The following is a 15,552-nucleotide window of genomic DNA, read 5'->3' on the forward strand; positions in this document are numbered from 1 at the left end:
TGACTCCCGCCGCCGGGGGATCCGTCCGGGGCCGCCGGACGGTTGGCTTGAGGACATGAACAGGGACAGCGAAGCGGCGCGCGGTGCGGGGGACGCACCCGCCGTCGAGGTACGGGGCCTGGTGAAGGCCTACGGCGACAGGACGGTGGTGAAGGGCCTCACCTTCCGGGTGCGGGCCGGTTCGGTCACCGGCTTCCTCGGCCCGAACGGCGCGGGAAAGTCGACCACCCTGCGGATGATCCTGGGGCTGGACCGGCCCACGGCGGGCGAAGTGCTGGTCGCGGGGCGGCCGTACGGCCGGCTGACCGAGCCGCTGCGCCACGTCGGCGCGCTGCAGGACGCCGGCGCGGCGCATCCGGGGCGTACGGCACGCGACCATCTGCTCTGCGTCGCCCACGCCGGGCGCCTGCCGCGGGCGCGGGTCGACGAGGTGCTGGCGCAGGTCGGTCTGGAGTCCGCGGCCCGTCGACGGGTCGGCGGGTTCTCGCTGGGGATGCGTCAGCGCCTGGGCATCGCCGGGGCGCTGCTCGGCGACCCCGAGGTGCTGATCCTCGACGAGCCGGTCAACGGCCTGGACCCGGAGGGCATCCGCTGGCTGCGGCACTTCCTGCGGGGTCTGGCGGACCGGGGCCGGGCGGTGCTGATCTCCAGTCATCTGATGACGGAGACGGCGCTGCTCGCGGACCGGCTGGTCGTGATCGGCCGGGGCCGGCTGCTGGCGGACGTGTCCATGGCCGAGTTCGCCGCCGAGCACGGCCGCTCCCGGGTGCGGGTACGGACCGACGAGCCGGAGCGGCTGAGCCAGGCCCTGGCCCGTAAGGGGCTGCGGGTGGTGCCCGGCGACGGCGGGGCGCTGGAGGTGTACGCGGCGGAGGCCGCCGGCGTCGGCCGGATCGCGGCTCACGAGGGGGTCGCCGTCCTGGAACTGGTCCAGGTCGAGGACTCGTTGGAAGAGGCTTTCATGCGCATGACCGCCGATTCGGTGGAGTACGGGGGGCGACCCCTCGGAGAGGTGGTCTGACGATGTCCGTCGACGCGGTGCTCCGCTCGGAGTGGACGAAGATCCGCTCGGTGCGTCCGGTCCTGTGGTCGCTGCCGCTGGCCGCGGCCCTGCTCGTCGGCATCGGCGCCGGCGTGACGGGGTCGGTCGGCCGGGAGGAGGCGGACGGCCCCGGCTTCGACCCGGTGCAGCTCGGTTTCTACGGCATCCTCTTCGCCCATGTCGTCGTGATCGTCTTCGCCGTCCTGGTGGTCGGCAACGAGTACCAGCACGGCGCGATCCGGATCTCGCTGGCGGCGGTGCCCCGGCGCGGTCTGATGTACGCGGCCAAGCTGACCGTCGGGGCGGTGCTGGCCCTGGTGGCCGGTGTGGTGGCCTCGCTGGGCACGTTCTTCCTCTCGCAGCGTCTGCTCGGCGAGTACGGCGCGGCGTTCGGCGAGGCGGGGACGGTGCGGGCGGTCGTGGCGGGCGCCCTGTACTTCCCGCTGCTCGCGGTCATGTGCATGGGGTTCACGGCGATGCTGCGCAGTCTGATGCTCTCCATGGGCGTCCTGGTCCCGGTGCTGTTCCTGGTCTCCCCCGTGCTGGCCGAGATCCCCGGTCTGCGGGAGCTGGCCTGGTACCTGCCGGACCGGGCCGGCCAGTACGGGCTGCGGCTCGATCCCGCCGCCGCGGCGCCCTACGGTCCCCTGACCGGGGTGCTGGTCATGGCGGTGTGGGCGGCCGCGGCGGCGGTCGGCGGCTGGCTGACGCTCCGCTCCCGCGACGCGTGAGCGCCCCGCCGTCGTGAGGGACGCGTGAGGGGACGGGGACGGTGGGCATCGACGACCGTCCCCTCACGCCGTTCATTGCTCCCGGGTGTGGAGACGCACCAGGGGCGACATCGCGTACGCCTCGCCGGCGCTCACCGGGGGTTCGAGCAGCTGGTGGTCGACCAGCCGGTCCAGAAGGTCCTCCGCCTGGCGTCCGCCGCAACGCAGCAGGGCGGACGCACCCGCGGGGTCGAACGCCCGGTCCGCGGACCGGGCGAGGGCGCGCAGAGCATCGCGGAGCGAGGGGTCCAGGCCCTCGTACGCGGAGGTCAGCCGGTCCCGTACGGACAGGTCTCCGGCGACCAGCTCCGACAGCCGCCGCTCCTCGTCGGCCAGCCGGTCCGCCAGCCGGGCGACGGTCCAGTGCGGGCGGGCGGCGAGCCGCATGCCCGCGATCCGGACGGCCAGCGGATTCCCGTCGCACAGCTCGGCGACGGTCTCGGCCGCCGTCCGTTCGGACAGCACCCGCCGCTCGCCGGCGATCCGGGCGAGCAGGGAGACGGACTGGTCGGCGGTGAAGCGCTCGACGCGGAAGTGCTGGGCGCACTCCAGGCCGGACAGCGGGGTCCGGCCGGCCAGCAGCGCGGCGCCGCCGGGGCCGGACGGCAGCAACGGGCGGACGGCGCGTTCCCCGGGAGCGTCGTCGACGACCACCAGGACCCGGCGGCTGGCGACGGACTCCTGGTAGAGCGCGGCGAGTTCGGGCAGCCCGGCGGGCAGCTCGGCCGCCGGCACGCCCAGCGCCCGGGTGAAGCCGCGCAGCACGGTGCGGACCTCGTCGGGCGTGCCGGTGCGCAGCCGGGCGTGCAGGACGCCGTCGGGGAAGTGGCGGGCGACGGACGCGGCGATCTGGACGGTCAGGGCGGACTTGCCGACGCCGACGGGTCCGTGGAGCGCGGCCACCGGGGCCGCGCCGAACGCGGCCAGCGACCCCTGTCCGGTCAGGTACTGCCGGACCTGGAAGTGCTCGACCCGGCCCACGAAGTCCCCGACGCTCTGCGGAAGCTGGACGGAGCGCAGCGCGTCGGCCCGGCCGGCGGGCCGTGCCGTGCTCACCGTCGCGGCCGGGCCGTCCTCCCGCAGCACGGCCATCTGGGCCTCGCGGAGTTCGGCGCCGGGCTCGATGCCGCTCTCGGCACGGAGCCTGCGGTCGACGGCGGCGAACAGCTCCAGCGCCTCCGCCCGGCGGCCGGAACCGGCGAGCGCGGCGAGCAGCCGGGCGTGCAGGCCCTCGTGCAGCATCTCGTGCCGGGCGATCGGCCCGAGCTGGGCGAGCACCTCCTCGTGCTGTCCGCGGGCGAGGGCGAGATCGGCGAGGCGCAGCGCGGAGGCGACCCGCAGGCGGGTGTGCTCGACGGCGGCGGCATGGCGGGCCAGCCGCGGCGGGGCGCCTTCCAGAAGGTGTCCGCGCCAGAGCCCCAACGCCTCGGCGAGCAGGGCCTGTTCGTGGACCTGGTCGTCGCCGGCGCGGGCCCTCGCGGCCTCGTGCGTCAGCCGGCCGAACTCCAGGACGTCGAGCCGGCCGTCCCCCTCGATCCGGAGCTCGTAGCCGCCGCCGCGCCGCAGGACCGCGGTCCGGCCGGTACCGGGGAGGGTGTGCGCGTCCAGCATCAGCCGGATGCGCGAGATGTAGGTGTGGATCAACTGCCCGAAGGTGTCCGGCAGTTCACCGTCCCAGAGGACCTCGATGATCTCGTCGCGTTCGACCACCTGGTGGGCCTGGAGCGCGAGCAGTCCGAGCAGGGTCCGCTGCTTCGGTGTTCCGGTGAGCAGTTCGGCGGTGCCGCGCGTGGCGGAGAGCCGGCCGAGGATCCTCAGGACCAGCGGGTCGTCCTCGGAGACGTCCCCTTCGGCGCCGGCCGTGGCACCGACCTGCGCGAGCAGGGCGGGTTCGCTCAGGGCTTCGGCGATTCTGCGCAGCGATCCGGATCTCGGGGCGCGGACCCGGCCCCGTTCGATCTCGCGGAGCGTCCGCAGACCGATCCCGGACTTCTCGGCGAGGTCCCGCTGACTGACCCCGTTGCGGGTCCGCGCGGAGCGGACCAGGGTGGCGACGTCTCGTTCCGCCAACGCCGTCGCCGGACTTGCACCCGTCATGACTCCCCCATGGCATGGTCGTTCGTTTCGCGTCCGTCCCCGTTGTCCTCGACGGGCCGCGCCGGCGTGGTCAGCCGCGGCTGTCCCACTCCTCGTCGGGGTCGCCGGTGATCGGGCTGTCGGCCACGACGGTGCTCGGGGCGGGGGCCGTGAGCTCCTGCTCCACGACGGCCACGAGGGAGAGGCCGAGCAGCGCGGTGACCGCGACGCAGGTGGTGCGCAGGGCGTGGGAGGTGCGGGTGAAGGAGGTGATCGCTCGCATGTGCTCGGTCTTCCGTTCGCTCGTCGTTCGTGCTGTCGGATAAGACTCTGCCAACTGCCGATCTACGCTGGATAGATCCTGAATATGCGCTCTGACCTGCGAATATATCGCTCCTGCGGGAGGGGTGGGGGGCAGCTCTACCGCGGTTCGCCGAGGGCGTCGAGGAGCGCCGCCGCGTGGTCGGCGTCGGGCAGCCCGAGCCGGGTGAACAGCGCGTGGGCCTGCCGGGCCCGGGCCGTCGCGGCCTCGGTGGCCCCGAGGTCGGCGAGGGTCCGGCCGAGCACCAGGAGGGCGAGCCCCTGGTCGCGCTCCGCGCCGCGCTGCTCGCACAGCACCAGCGCGCGGCTCGCCTCCTTGACGGCCTCCTCCCGACGGCCCGTGATCCGCAGGGTCTCGGCCAGCCGGAAGCGGGCCTGCGACTCCTGTCCGCGGATCTGCCAGGCCGCGCACAGGTCCAGGCACTGGGCATGGCTCGCGACCGCCTCGTCGTACCGCCCCAGTTCGTGCAGGGCCATGCCCTGCACATAGAGCGCGTAGGCGGCGCCGTGGTGGTCCTCGACCTCCCGCAGCGCGGCCAGCGCCTCGGCGCACGCGACGAGCGCCTCCTCGGCGCGGCCGCCGCGCAGCCGGGCCTGCGCCGCGTTGAGCCGCGTCACCAGTTCGCCCGAGCGGTGCCCGAGCCGCCTGGCCAGCTCGATCGCCTGGTCGTAGCAGTGCACCGCGTCCTCGTAGCGGTGCTGGAACTGGGCGATCAGGCCCCGGTCGTTGAGCGTCTGCCGGAGGATCACCCGGTCACCGACCCGCTCGCAGGCCTCCGCCGCGAGCCGCGTGAACAGCTCGGCCTCGGCGAGCCGGGCGCTCTGCAGGGCGGCGTTCCCGCAGACGAAGCGGGCCCGTCCGGCGACATGGTCGTCGCCGCGCAGCGCGGCGGTCTCGGCCAGCGCCTGCGCGGCGCCGGCGAGCTGCCGGTACGGGATGTCCTTGCCGAACGGCGTGAGGGCGATGAGCAGGTCGGCGGCGACGCGCAGGATCCGCGGGTCCGCCCCGGCCGGGCTGCGGGCGGCCAGCATCACCGCGTTGGTGAGGCATTCGAACTCGGCGGTCACCCAGGCGCGGGCCTCCGCGAGCCCGGCGAAGTGCGGCCCGGGCACGGTGCCGGGGGTGAGGAAGATCCCCTCCGGATTGCCGGGCACCATGCACTGGAAGGCGGCGCGCCCGGCGGCCAGCAGGTGGTCGAGGAGCGGCGGCAGCACGGGGATGCCGGCCTCGGCCCCGCCGTCGCCCGGCGGCACGCCGAGCTGGAGCGCGAAGGCCCAGACGAGGTCGTGGTAGCGGTACCGGCCGGGCTGCGGGGCCTCCAGCATGGCCGCGTCGACCAGGGACTCGAGGATCTCCTCGGTGTCGTACGGGTCGAGACCGAGGGCCGCGGCGGCCACCCCGAGGCCGATGGTGGGCCGGGCGACCGGGGCGAGGAGCTGGAAGGCGCACGCCTGGTCCTGCGGGAGCTGGCGGTAGCCGAGTTCGAAGGTGGCCGCGACGGCCAGGTCGCCGGCGCGCAGCTCGCCTATGCGGCCGCGCTCGTCGGCGAGCCGGCGGGTCATGGTCTCGATCTGCCAGCGCGGCCGGGCGGCGAGGCGGGCGGCCACGATCCGTACGGCGAGCGGGAGATGTCCGCACGCGGTCACCAGTTCGGTCGCGGCGGCGGGTTCCGCAGCCACCCGTTCGGCGCCGACGATCGCGGTGAGCAGACCGATCGCCTCGTCGGCCGCGAAGACCTCCAGGGCCACGGCGGTGACCGCGCTGGGGATGCCGACGAGCCGGGTCCGGCTGGTGACGATCACGGCGCAGCCGGCCGAGCCGGGCAGCAGCGGGCCCACCTGCGCGGGGTCCCGGGCGTTGTCGAGGAGCAGCAGCATGCGCCGGCCGTCTAGCAGCGTGCGCAGGAGCCGGGCCCGGTCGTCGGTCATCGAGGGGAGCGCATGCGGCGGCACACCCAGCGCGGCGAGCATGCTGCCGAGGACGGCCGACGGGTCGGCGGGCTCAAGACCGCTGCCGCGCAGGTCGACGTACAGCTGCCCGTCGGGGAACTCGTGCTTGATCCGGTGGGCGACCCGCAGGGCGAGGGTGGTCTTGCCGAGGCCGCCCATCCCGCTGATGGACACGACCGGAAGGGAGATCCGCTCCGGGGCGGTGAGGACCGCGCTCAGCTCCTCGACCTGTTCGGCACGTCCGATGAAGTCGAAGGCGTCGGCGGGTAGTTGGGCGGGCCGGGTGAGGGCCGGAGCGGCGGACTCGGGGTCGGATGCGGGGGCGGGACCGCTGTCGGGTCCGGCGGTTCCGGGCGCCGGGGAGGGCTGCGGATCCTCGGGAATCCCCGGGTCGTGGGGGGCCTCGGGGGCGGCCGAGGCCGGTGCGGTGCCGCGTACCGAGACGTCGAGGAGCGGGTCGCCCGCGAGGATCCGTTCGTGCAGCGCGGTCAGTTCGGGACCGGGGTCGACGCCGAGCTCCTCGGCGAGGACACGCCGGGCCCGCGTGTAGACGGCCAGCGCGTCCGCCTGCCGCCCGGAGGCGTACAGGGCGCGCATGAGAAAGCCGTACGGCCGCTCCTGGAGCGGGTATTCCTGCGTGAAGACGGTGAGGTCGGGAATGACCGCACCGTACCGGCCCGCCCGCAGCTCATGAGCGAAACGTTCCTCTTCCAGCCCGAGCCGCAGCTCGGTGAAGCGGGCCCGCTGCTGCTCGGCGTACGGGCCGGGAACTCCGGCCAGCGGCGCGCCCTGCCAGAGGTCGAGCGCCTCGTTCAGCAGCCGCCCGCAGGCCTCGTCGTCGCCCCCGGCCCGGGCCCGGCCGGCGTCGGCGGCGAGCCGCTCGGCACGGTGCAGGTCCACCGAGAGCGGCGGCGCCACCATGCGGTAGCCGTCGGGCTGGGAGAGCAGCAGCCGGGGCGCGGCGGGGTCCTCCTCCAGGAGCTGCCGCAGCCGCCACACATAGGTGCGCAAGCTCGCCAGCGCGGAGCCCGGGGGCTCCTCACCCCAGACCGAAGCGATCAGTTCGTGCGTGGAGGCGACCCGGCCGGAGCGCAGCAGCAGCGCCGTGAGCAGCGCCTGTTGCTGTGGAGAACCGATGGTGATCGGTGTCTCGCCCCGGTGCACGGACACGGCTCCGAGCACGCTGAACCAAATCGTCCCCCCCATGGACCTGCCTTCTGCGCTCGCGGCTACGCGACCCCCGTCGCATAGACGCCGGACGTCAGGCGTCCGGTCCTGCGGATCATTACATGATCCGCAGGAATGCTGCACCTACCATTGGGGATGTTTACCGGGACCCGTGCCCGGCATCGATGGCCTGCGGACGATCCGTGCCTGGCGCGGTGTGACTGTCGGTCCGGCCGGTGGAGGAAGCAGGGGAAGCCGGGCATCACCGCGCTCGTCGGCCTCGGCCGATTGCCGACCCGTCGGCGGCCTCCCTTCGCCGGCCGCCCTTCATCGGTCTTTCGTCTTCTCCTGGTCCACGACCCCAGCACCGTCAGGGACTTGGAGCCGGTGACGCCGCCGGTGCGGCGCAGCCACTCGATGACGTGCCGCGGATGTCGGCCCCGGAGTCCTGGCTCAGGCACCGGCCGCACGGTAGGTCGCGGGTAGCCGGACAAGCTCCGTTTCCCTGTCCTGGGAGCCGAACCTGCATGGGCGATGAAGCTGAGCGAGGAGGACCGGCGCGGCCTGACCGCGCTGTTCCGGTCCCACGTCAACCCGTACGGCACCTTCCGACTGGTCATGAGCAAGCGCCCCGAACTTGGGCCGGCCGCTGCCGTGCCCCTCCCCCGCAGCCCGGCGAATGCCGCCGACCGGCCACGACAAAGTGGTGAAGGGCTTTCAGGGTGTGGGCGACAGCGTTCGCCAGGACATCAGGGCGGCAATGGCCGAGGCCGCGCCGGCCAGTGTGACGACCAGCGCCGGCGCCGCGATTTCGCCCAGCGCACCCCGGCTGCGGCGGCCAGGCCCTGCAGCGTCATCGTTCCGGTCAGCAGCAGGCCGAATGCCTGACCACGCTGTGTCTCGGGCACCGCGTCGAGGAACCTGCGGGGCAGTGCGAGCCGGTAGGCGACGCCGAAACCGGATACCGCCAGCAGGATGGCGGCGTATCCCGGTGCGGGGTGCGGCGCGAACCCCAGCAGCGGCAATCCCAGCGCAAGCGCCAGGGGGCGGGCCAGCCGCTCCCGGCTCACAGGGCGTACCAGGCGGCCGACGATCAGGTTGCCGGCGAACATCCCGGCGGCGACCGCTGCGAACAGCGGACCGGCCGCGTCAGGCGCGCCGACCTGCGCCGCGTACGGGACCAGCACGCCTTCGGCGCCGACCATCAGCGCCGGTGCCAGCCATTGCGCCAGCAGCAGCGCCCGGACCGCAGGCCGGCGCAGCAGCGCCCGGTTCACCTGCCAGGTCTCGCTGATGCCGGCCGAGGCACCGCTGCGGCAGCGTGGGTGGTGGGACAGGCGCAGTCGCAGCAGGCCTGCCGAGGCCAGGCAGGTCGCGGCGGTGATCCAGAGCGCGCCCGGCGCGCCGACAGCGGCGATCAGCATGCCGCCGGCGGCGAAGCCGAGCACCTGCGTGCCGCCGGCCGCCATGGAGAAGACGGCACGGCCGAGCACGTAGCGGTCGCCGTCCAGCAGGTCGGGCAGGAGGGCGGTGCGCGAAGCGGAGGCGACGGCGCTGGGCACACCCGTGACGAACACAAGCGCCAGCATGGCCGGTACCGGCAGGAGACCGGCGGCGAGCACGGCGCTGACCGCGGTGCGCAGCACCTCGTAGCCGACCATGACGGTGCGCGGAGGCCAACGGTCGGCGAAAGCCAGCAGCAGTGTGCCGCCCAGGGCATAGGGCAGGAAGCCTGCCGCATACGCCAGCGCCGACATCAGCGGCGACCCGGTTGCCGTGTAGACCATCACGGACAGTGCGAGCATCCGCACCGTCTCGCCGATCAGGAAGAGCGTGTAGCTGCCGAACAGCACGCGGAACTGGCCCACAGCGAATACCTCGCGGTAGGTGGCCGGGCGTGCCGCGACGGGCGTAGTCGTCATGGCCGACAGCATCACGGCAGCCCAGCCGCGGTGACTATGCTTTCGCCTGGAGGCAAAACATGCCGGCCATCGAGGTGGGATCCGCCGACGTGGCGCGTACCCGCTATGCGATCTCGCCGCTGGGCGAGGCGATGCGGGCGCTGCGCGTCGCGGCCGGCCTGCAGGCCGCCGGCCCGCTCCGGCCGTGGGCCGAGCGCATCGCTCCCCGGTACGAGCAACCGCGTCGGGAGGTGCCCGCGGTCGGGGCGCTGACGGCGCTGTTCCGCCACGGCGCCTACAACGCCGACTTCATCCATCCGCCGCCGTCTGGCTCCGGTGGCGACTTCGCCGCCGAGCTGGCCGCCGTCCGTGCCACGCCCCTGCGCCGCGCACGCCTGGAACTGGCCCGTAACCTGGAGGGACTGCGGACGCCGCCACGCTACGTGCGGCGCATCCTCGACGCGCCGGACGTGGTCACTCAGCTCGCCGACGCACTCGAAGCGAGCTGGCAGGCGCTGATCGAGCCGGACTGGCCGCGGCTGCGGGCGGTACTGGAGCGCGACCTCGTCCGCCGCGCCGGGCACCTGGCGATGTACGGCTGGGCGGCAGCGCTGTCCGATCTCGACCCGCGGGTGAACTGGCGCTCCGAGGGCCAGGCCGGGACCATCGAGGTGCGCACGGGCTCGCGTACCGAGTGGGACCGACACCGGCTGGCGGGCAAGGGCCTGTTGCTGATGCCGACGGTGTTCGGCACTCTGATCAGCTACGTCGAGCCGCCCTGGCCCTACGCCCTGGTCTATCCCGCCCGGGGCACCGCGGACCTGCTCGGCCCAGTGGCGCGTCCACCGGGCGGCGAGGCCCTGAGCCGGCTGGTCGGCCCGCGCCGCGCGGACGTGCTGCGCGCGCTGGACGTGCCTGCGACGACGACGCAGCTGGTCGCCCAACTCGGCCTGAGCCTAGGCACCGTCGGCAGCCATCTGGCGGTGCTGCGCGATGCCGGCCTGGTCACCCGCACCCGCACCGGCCGGGCCGTCCGCTACGAGCACACACCGCTGGGCGCAGCCCTGGTGGCCGACTGAACGCCACCGGGCGGCACACCTGGCCGCCCGAGGCGGGGTGCCATCGACGAACACGATCCCACCGACAGGCAGCTGACTGTTTCCTGGGTGATCGCTCATGAAACAGTCCAGGCTTGCGAGCGACGACTTCAAGCGCGTGGAATCGCACGACTGCCCGATGTCCACCTGCGCCGCCCCCGCGGGCTCCCCTGCCGGACCGGCAAGAACAGGGTGGCCATCCAGTACCGCACCGCCCGCTTCCGCCTCGTGCCCCGACTCGCCAGGGCCCTCAGCGTCCCACCCCCGCCGTACGCAAGCCGGGCTCGGCGTGGACCGAACTGCCCGGCCCGTGCGCACCGGCGCCGAACCGGTCGGGCACTTCCGCCTCGCCTACGCCCCCGCCTCGACCGCCCGGTGTCAGTGGAACTGGGCTGTGTACAGGCGGGCTTTGTAGATCTGGGCGCCGGCGCGGGTGCGGTCACCTCCCGCGGAGAAGTACACGGTGGGTCCGCCCCAGAGGGAGTCCTCCATGTCGGGGTCGGTGGTCCACATGCTCTGCCCGTTCGCGTGGCGTACGTAGGACTTCGGGTACGACAGCTTGACCAGCGTGCTGAGCGCGCGGGTCTTCTTGTCGAGGGAGTAGACGTGGTGGCTGTCGGAGACCAGCAGGGTGCCGGGTCGGCTGTAGTCGGGCTGGAGGTCGTGGCCGTTGCCGGCGATGGTGATGTCGGTCCCTTGTTTGACCAGCCGGGCGGCACGCATGGTTCCGGTGACCCGGTAACTGCGGACGACGGTGCCGCCGGTCACCCAGAGCAGCCCGTTCTGGTCGTCCCACAGCACGGCGTGCGCCTTGGTGAAGTCCAGGGTCTGCACCTCCTTCAGAGTGGCCGGGTCACTGCTGGACGGCCCGAAGACGTGCAGCCGGTCCCGTGCCCCGGCGACCACGACGGTGCCGGTCCCGGGCACGCGCTCGACCGAGTGCGGATAGCTGGTGATGCGCGCGGACCACATCACGTCGGCGCGGGTGAGGTGCGCTTTGCTGGTCACGTTGACGATCGCGGCCCGGCCCTCGCCAGGGCTGCCGAAGGTCATCAGCGCGATCGTGCCGTAACGCTGGGTGTCTCGGAAGCGGATCTCGAACGGGTGGTCCCAGCCGGGCGCGTTGCCCGTGCTGAAGCTCCACTGGACGTTGGCGTCGGTCCACTGGGCGGTCCGGTCGAAGAGCAGGATCCGCCCCGTGCGCTGCTCGGTGATCGCCACCTTGTAGGTTGCCGCCGCGGCGGCACTGGAGGTGTCGGAAGAGGTGTCCATCTGTCGTGCTCCTGGTCCGTGACGACGGGTGGGTGCGGGGAGCCGGGCGCCGGACCGGGAGAACGCCCCCGTGGAGTCTCCCGGTCCGGCTGTCAGCTGGTCAAAAGGAGCCCGCGTTCAAGGCTTTCTGGAGCGCGCGGTTGGTCGCCGCGTCCCAATCACCGCTGGTCGGCACGGCCAGGTGGTTCTGGAGCGCGGTGACCGTCTTGGGGCCCACGATGCCGTCCGCCGTCACCTTCAGGAACTTCTGGAAAGCGGTGATGGTGAGCGGTCCGAAGGCTCCGTCCACCTCCAGTCCCGCCTTCTCCCGGCTGTTGAGCACGCGCTGGAGCGCCGCACAGGTGGCCGGTCCGAACATGCCGTCGACCTCCAGTGCGCCGGCCGCGGCGATGAGAGCCCGGGGCCGGATCGGCGCCGTCTTGCCGGCCAGGGCGGCCTTCATCATCGCTGCGGACTGAGGTCCGAACTCGCCGTCCGCCAGCAGGTGATGGTTGGTCTGGAAGACCTTGACCGCCTTCTGTGTGGCCGGCCCGAACTCGCCGTCCACGGTGAGCCCGGCCTGCTGCATGGTGTTCAGGTTCTTCTGGAGGGTGCTGACGGCCTTGCCCTTCGAACCCACCCGCAGGATGCCGTCGCCGGAGGGCATCGGTGCGCTGCCCGCCTGGTACGCGGGACGGCCGTAGCCCACGACGCAGGCGGAGCTGCGCCGTCTGCGGAGGAAGGCGTTGGAGGTGTTGCCCTCCAGGGTGGTGATGGTGCGGTTGGCGTGCACCGCCTCGACGATCCCGACGTGGTCGATGGCGCCGATGGAACGGGAGCCGGACCAGTCGAAGAACACGATGTCGCCGGGCCGGATCCCGCCGATGCCGTAGTGCCAGCGGCCCTTCTTCTGGAAGGCGCGGGCGTGGGCGGTAGTGAGAGCGTACTTGCCGCCTATCGCGGAGAGGTTGTCGGAGTGGGCGGCCACGTAGCTGACGGCCATGTCGCACCATGGGCCGGTGAAGCCGTACCACTTGGTGATCGCGTTGCGGTTGGAGCCGGGCGGTTTCTCGGTGGTACCCAGCAGCGAGCGGGCGGTGGCGAGCATTCCTTGGACGTTGCCCATGTCAGAACTCCACGTCTTCGGGGAGGGCCTGGATGTCTCCTGTCACCGCGTCATCGGGGTTCTGGCTGACGCCGCCCTGGTCAGGGTCGACATCGAAGATCCCCGCGCCGCCCACCGGGTAGGGCGGGGTATCCACGGGCTCGGTCATGAGCGTTCCTCCATGTGTGAGGTGTGCGGGGGACGTACGCGTCGCACGGTCGGACAGGGTCGGCCGGACGCCGGGCGGCGTGGCGTGGCAGTGCCGCTGGACCATGGCCGACGCCCCCGAGAAGCTGTCCGGCGTCGGGCCAGGCACCAGGATTTCGCCAACGACGCGACCGATCGACTGGATTCGGTCAGGACCGAACAGGCCCAGGCATCCAAGGCGGTGTTGCTGGCGCCATGTCAGCCCGCGCGGGAGCGGGTGAGAAGTGCTCGCATCGGGGCTTTCCTTCCGTCGGCCGACTGGCCGGGACCATCGCCGGGCATGGATCGAATCGGCCGCGCCGGTTCACTGCCCGGTCGAACCATCCGCGGCAGACACCATCCTGGGAAGAAGACCTGCAGGGAATCTGCAGGGAATCTGCAATCCGCAGGTCCGGCAGGGGAAAGCACACCAACCGGAACGGGTACACATGCCACGAGGCCGCGGTGGAGCCGGTCTACGGGCAGTTCTTCCCGAGGGTCACTCGTACGGGTGTCAGGGACGTTGCCGGCGAACCAGCTGGCTTGCTGGTGCGACACCGATCACGCCAGCCATGACGTCGACGCGCTCAGGCTTGTCATGGGTGAGGAGACCTCACTGCCCCGCGCCTTCCAAGCAGGTGCCGAGCGTCTGATCGGATGACTCACCGACCCTCGCGACGCAGATTTCTGGCGTTCCCAATTGCGGTGGCCGATGTCGGCCTTCTGCTCGTCGGTGAAGGGCGAGTTCTCCAAGAAGGTACGGGCGGCACCGTTGCTGGTGTCGACGTAGGGAAGCCTCCGGGGCGGAAGCCGTAGGTGAAGGGGCAGTCGGCGGAGTACAGCATTCGGTCGGTGCCCATCACCTCGGCGGTCCAGCGCAGGTAACGGGGGCTGTTGGTTCCGCTGCCGGCCACCCGGAAGTGCTTGAAGTAGTCCGCCAGGGGCTGTCGCAGGCCGCCCGACTCGGCGAAGAAGCCGGTGTGATCGAGATAGAACAGCACGACTTCGCCCCAGTGTCCGGCGATCACCTGCAGGCCGGGGAACCGGTCGAAGACCCCCGAGAAGATCATGCGCAGGTACTGGACGCCGAGGTCGTCATACCAACCGAGCCCGGCTCCGGCCAGCAAGGGCCCCATGGGGCCCGGGAGGTCGGAGTAGTACGCGTCGATGACGGGCTGGAGCGGTGTCTGCGGGTGGAAGTGCAGCGGCACCGCCAGCCGAGAAGCGTCGGCACGCCGCCGACCGCGGATCCGGGCAGGTTCCGCTCCCGGGTCCTCCACCCGCGAGCTGCGGATCTACCTGCCGGCCTCACTCTGGGCGCGACTCAGGACCCAGACGCCGTAGGCCTCGTTCGCGGGGTGCAGTTGGTAGGTGCCTGCCCGCAGGTCGACGCGGAGTCCGGCCGCCGAGAGATCCGCCTCGAACTCGGCCGCGGTGTAGGCGCGGGCGTGCGACGGCTGGTCCTGGAGGTGGAAGCCGAGCAGGATCCGGCCGTTCTCGCCGAGCACGGCGCGCATCGCGCGCAGGGCCTCGATCTCGGTGCCCTCGGCCAGGTAGATCATGACGTTGCCGACGCAGACGACCAGGTCGAACGGGCCGTCTTCGGGGCCGAGGCCGAGGATGTCGCGCTTCTCGATCGGCAGGCCGGGGTAGATCTCCCGGGCCTGCCGGACCAGTGTCTCGTCGGGCTCGATCGCGACCACTTCGTGCCCGCGCCGCAGAAGTGCCGAGGTGACCCGGCCCATGCCCGCGCCGGCGTCGAGCACCCGGGCGCCACGCGGCAGGAGCGTGTCGGCGAGTCGGGCTTCACCGTCGATGTCCTCGCCAGCCGAGACGAGATCGGCGAACCGCTTGCCGAAGTTCTCGCTGTTGCCCGCCTCCTGCCAGCGGGTCCGCCGCGTCGCCATCGATATGGGGTCTCCGTGTGCCGGCGTGGTCCTGTTCATGCTCCGCATCCTAGGCCGACAACAACGGCGTCGGTCGTGGCCGCTGGAACGACAGCCTGCAGGCCTGCGGGCCGAGTCGCGGAGATCGGTCACGGTCGACGTGCCGCCCGAGCTCGGACTGAGGCCACCCGGTCCATCAACGCGTCGGCTCATGGATCATGTGCGATCTGACCTGCGAAGGCGACGGTGCCCGGTGCGCAGAAAGGACCTCATAGCGAGAACAACAAGTTTTGCAACCATCGCCACACGCGGCATCCCGGTTGTTGGCCAAGGCGTGACGTTGCATGGCCAGGCGTTCTCTCCTGACCAGCGCGTTTGCCTTATCGCTCGCGTCGCGGCGCACCGTACGGACGGGCCGCGGCTTCGGCTTCGCCTTCTGCCTCGCCGCCGTTCTGGCACACCTGCGCCCTCGCGGCCCGCAGCACTACCCAGGCCAGGTCCACGCCGGGTGGTTCTCGAGGACGAGCTCTTGGTCGTCCTCGCTGTCGGCGTGCTTCGGCCGTGCAGCAGGGACGATGGCGACCGGGAGCGGCCCGGGCAGCAGGACGGGCGCCGTCAGCACGGCCGGGGCGCCGCCGGCCGGCTGCGCGGACGCAGCCTCCGTGCATCGCCTCACCGGGGACCGGATAGTCCCGGGACAACCCTTAGTACTGCAACCGCATCTGGGGTGACTGATGGCACTGTTCGTCGTTGATGTGACTGTGTGCTGATGAGTTGACGGTCGAGCAGGTCGAGTCGTG

The 15,552-nt window shown here is 72.4% G+C and carries 13 protein-coding genes; 3 read left to right on the forward strand and 10 right to left on the reverse strand.

Annotation, left to right across the window (positions count from 1 at the left end; genetic code table 11):
• The first annotated feature begins 55 nt into the window (after positions 1-55).
• Positions 56-1,021, forward strand: coding sequence for an ABC transporter ATP-binding protein (locus ABZ693_RS30635; protein WP_359884001.1), 966 nt, complete (start codon positions 56-58; stop codon positions 1,019-1,021).
• A gap of 2 nt (positions 1,022-1,023) precedes the next feature.
• The gene (locus tag ABZ693_RS30640; protein ID WP_359884003.1) at positions 1,024-1,773 is read left to right on the forward strand and encodes an ABC transporter permease; all 750 of its coding nucleotides are present in this window, start codon (positions 1,024-1,026) and stop codon (positions 1,771-1,773) included.
• A 72-nt stretch (positions 1,774-1,845) separates the two neighbouring features.
• Here ABZ693_RS30640 and ABZ693_RS30645 read toward each other — a convergent pair whose 3' ends face one another.
• The 4 genes from ABZ693_RS30645 to ABZ693_RS30660 form a co-directional block, all read right to left on the reverse strand.
• Complete coding sequence (locus ABZ693_RS30645; protein ID WP_359884006.1) at positions 1,846-3,909, reverse strand: BTAD domain-containing putative transcriptional regulator; 2,064 nt, start codon at positions 3,907-3,909, stop codon at positions 1,846-1,848.
• 70 nt (positions 3,910-3,979) lie between these two features.
• On the reverse strand, positions 3,980-4,171 hold the full coding sequence (locus ABZ693_RS30650) for a hypothetical protein (RefSeq protein ID WP_359884009.1): 192 nt from the start codon (positions 4,169-4,171) through the stop codon (positions 3,980-3,982).
• A gap of 137 nt (positions 4,172-4,308) precedes the next feature.
• Positions 4,309-7,365, reverse strand: a complete 3,057-nt coding sequence (locus tag ABZ693_RS30655) for an AfsR/SARP family transcriptional regulator (RefSeq protein ID WP_359884011.1) — start codon at positions 7,363-7,365, stop codon at positions 4,309-4,311.
• 710 nt (positions 7,366-8,075) lie between these two features.
• Positions 8,076-9,248 (reverse strand): MFS transporter, encoded by a 1,173-nt coding sequence (locus ABZ693_RS30660; protein ID WP_359884014.1) that lies wholly within the window; start codon positions 9,246-9,248, stop codon positions 8,076-8,078.
• An 89-nt stretch (positions 9,249-9,337) separates the two neighbouring features.
• Between ABZ693_RS30660 and ABZ693_RS30665 the strand changes: the two genes are divergently transcribed.
• On the forward strand, positions 9,338-10,306 hold the full coding sequence (locus ABZ693_RS30665) for an ArsR/SmtB family transcription factor (RefSeq protein ID WP_359884017.1): 969 nt from the start codon (positions 9,338-9,340) through the stop codon (positions 10,304-10,306).
• A 396-nt stretch (positions 10,307-10,702) separates the two neighbouring features.
• On the opposite strand, the gene ABZ693_RS30670 is transcribed toward ABZ693_RS30665, so the two are convergent.
• The 6 genes from ABZ693_RS30670 to ABZ693_RS30695 form a co-directional block, all read right to left on the reverse strand.
• Complete coding sequence (locus tag ABZ693_RS30670) at positions 10,703-11,596, reverse strand: hypothetical protein (RefSeq protein WP_359884018.1); 894 nt, start codon at positions 11,594-11,596, stop codon at positions 10,703-10,705.
• A 100-nt stretch (positions 11,597-11,696) separates the two neighbouring features.
• Entirely contained in the window at positions 11,697-12,701 is a 1,005-nt protein-coding gene (locus ABZ693_RS30675; RefSeq protein WP_359884021.1) for a peptidoglycan-binding protein, read from the reverse strand.
• A 1-nt stretch (position 12,702) separates the two neighbouring features.
• Positions 12,703-12,849 carry a hypothetical protein gene (locus ABZ693_RS30680; protein WP_359884023.1) on the reverse strand — a complete coding sequence of 49 codons (147 nt, stop codon included), beginning with the start codon at positions 12,847-12,849 and terminating at the stop codon, positions 12,703-12,705.
• 679 nt (positions 12,850-13,528) lie between these two features.
• Complete coding sequence (locus ABZ693_RS30685; protein WP_359884026.1) at positions 13,529-14,077, reverse strand: amidohydrolase family protein; 549 nt, start codon at positions 14,075-14,077, stop codon at positions 13,529-13,531.
• An 84-nt stretch (positions 14,078-14,161) separates the two neighbouring features.
• A complete protein-coding gene (locus tag ABZ693_RS30690) occupies positions 14,162-14,812 on the reverse strand; it encodes a class I SAM-dependent methyltransferase (protein WP_359884029.1) in 651 nt (216 codons plus the stop codon).
• A gap of 424 nt (positions 14,813-15,236) precedes the next feature.
• Positions 15,237-15,428 carry a hypothetical protein gene (locus tag ABZ693_RS30695; RefSeq protein WP_359884031.1) on the reverse strand — a complete coding sequence of 64 codons (192 nt, stop codon included), beginning with the start codon at positions 15,426-15,428 and terminating at the stop codon, positions 15,237-15,239.
• Between the last annotated feature and the right edge of the window lie 124 nt (positions 15,429-15,552).

It is taken from the genome of Streptomyces laurentii, assembly GCF_040635425.1.
In the GTDB taxonomy this organism is placed as follows: Bacteria; Actinomycetota; Actinomycetes; order Streptomycetales; family Streptomycetaceae; genus Streptomyces; species Streptomyces laurentii.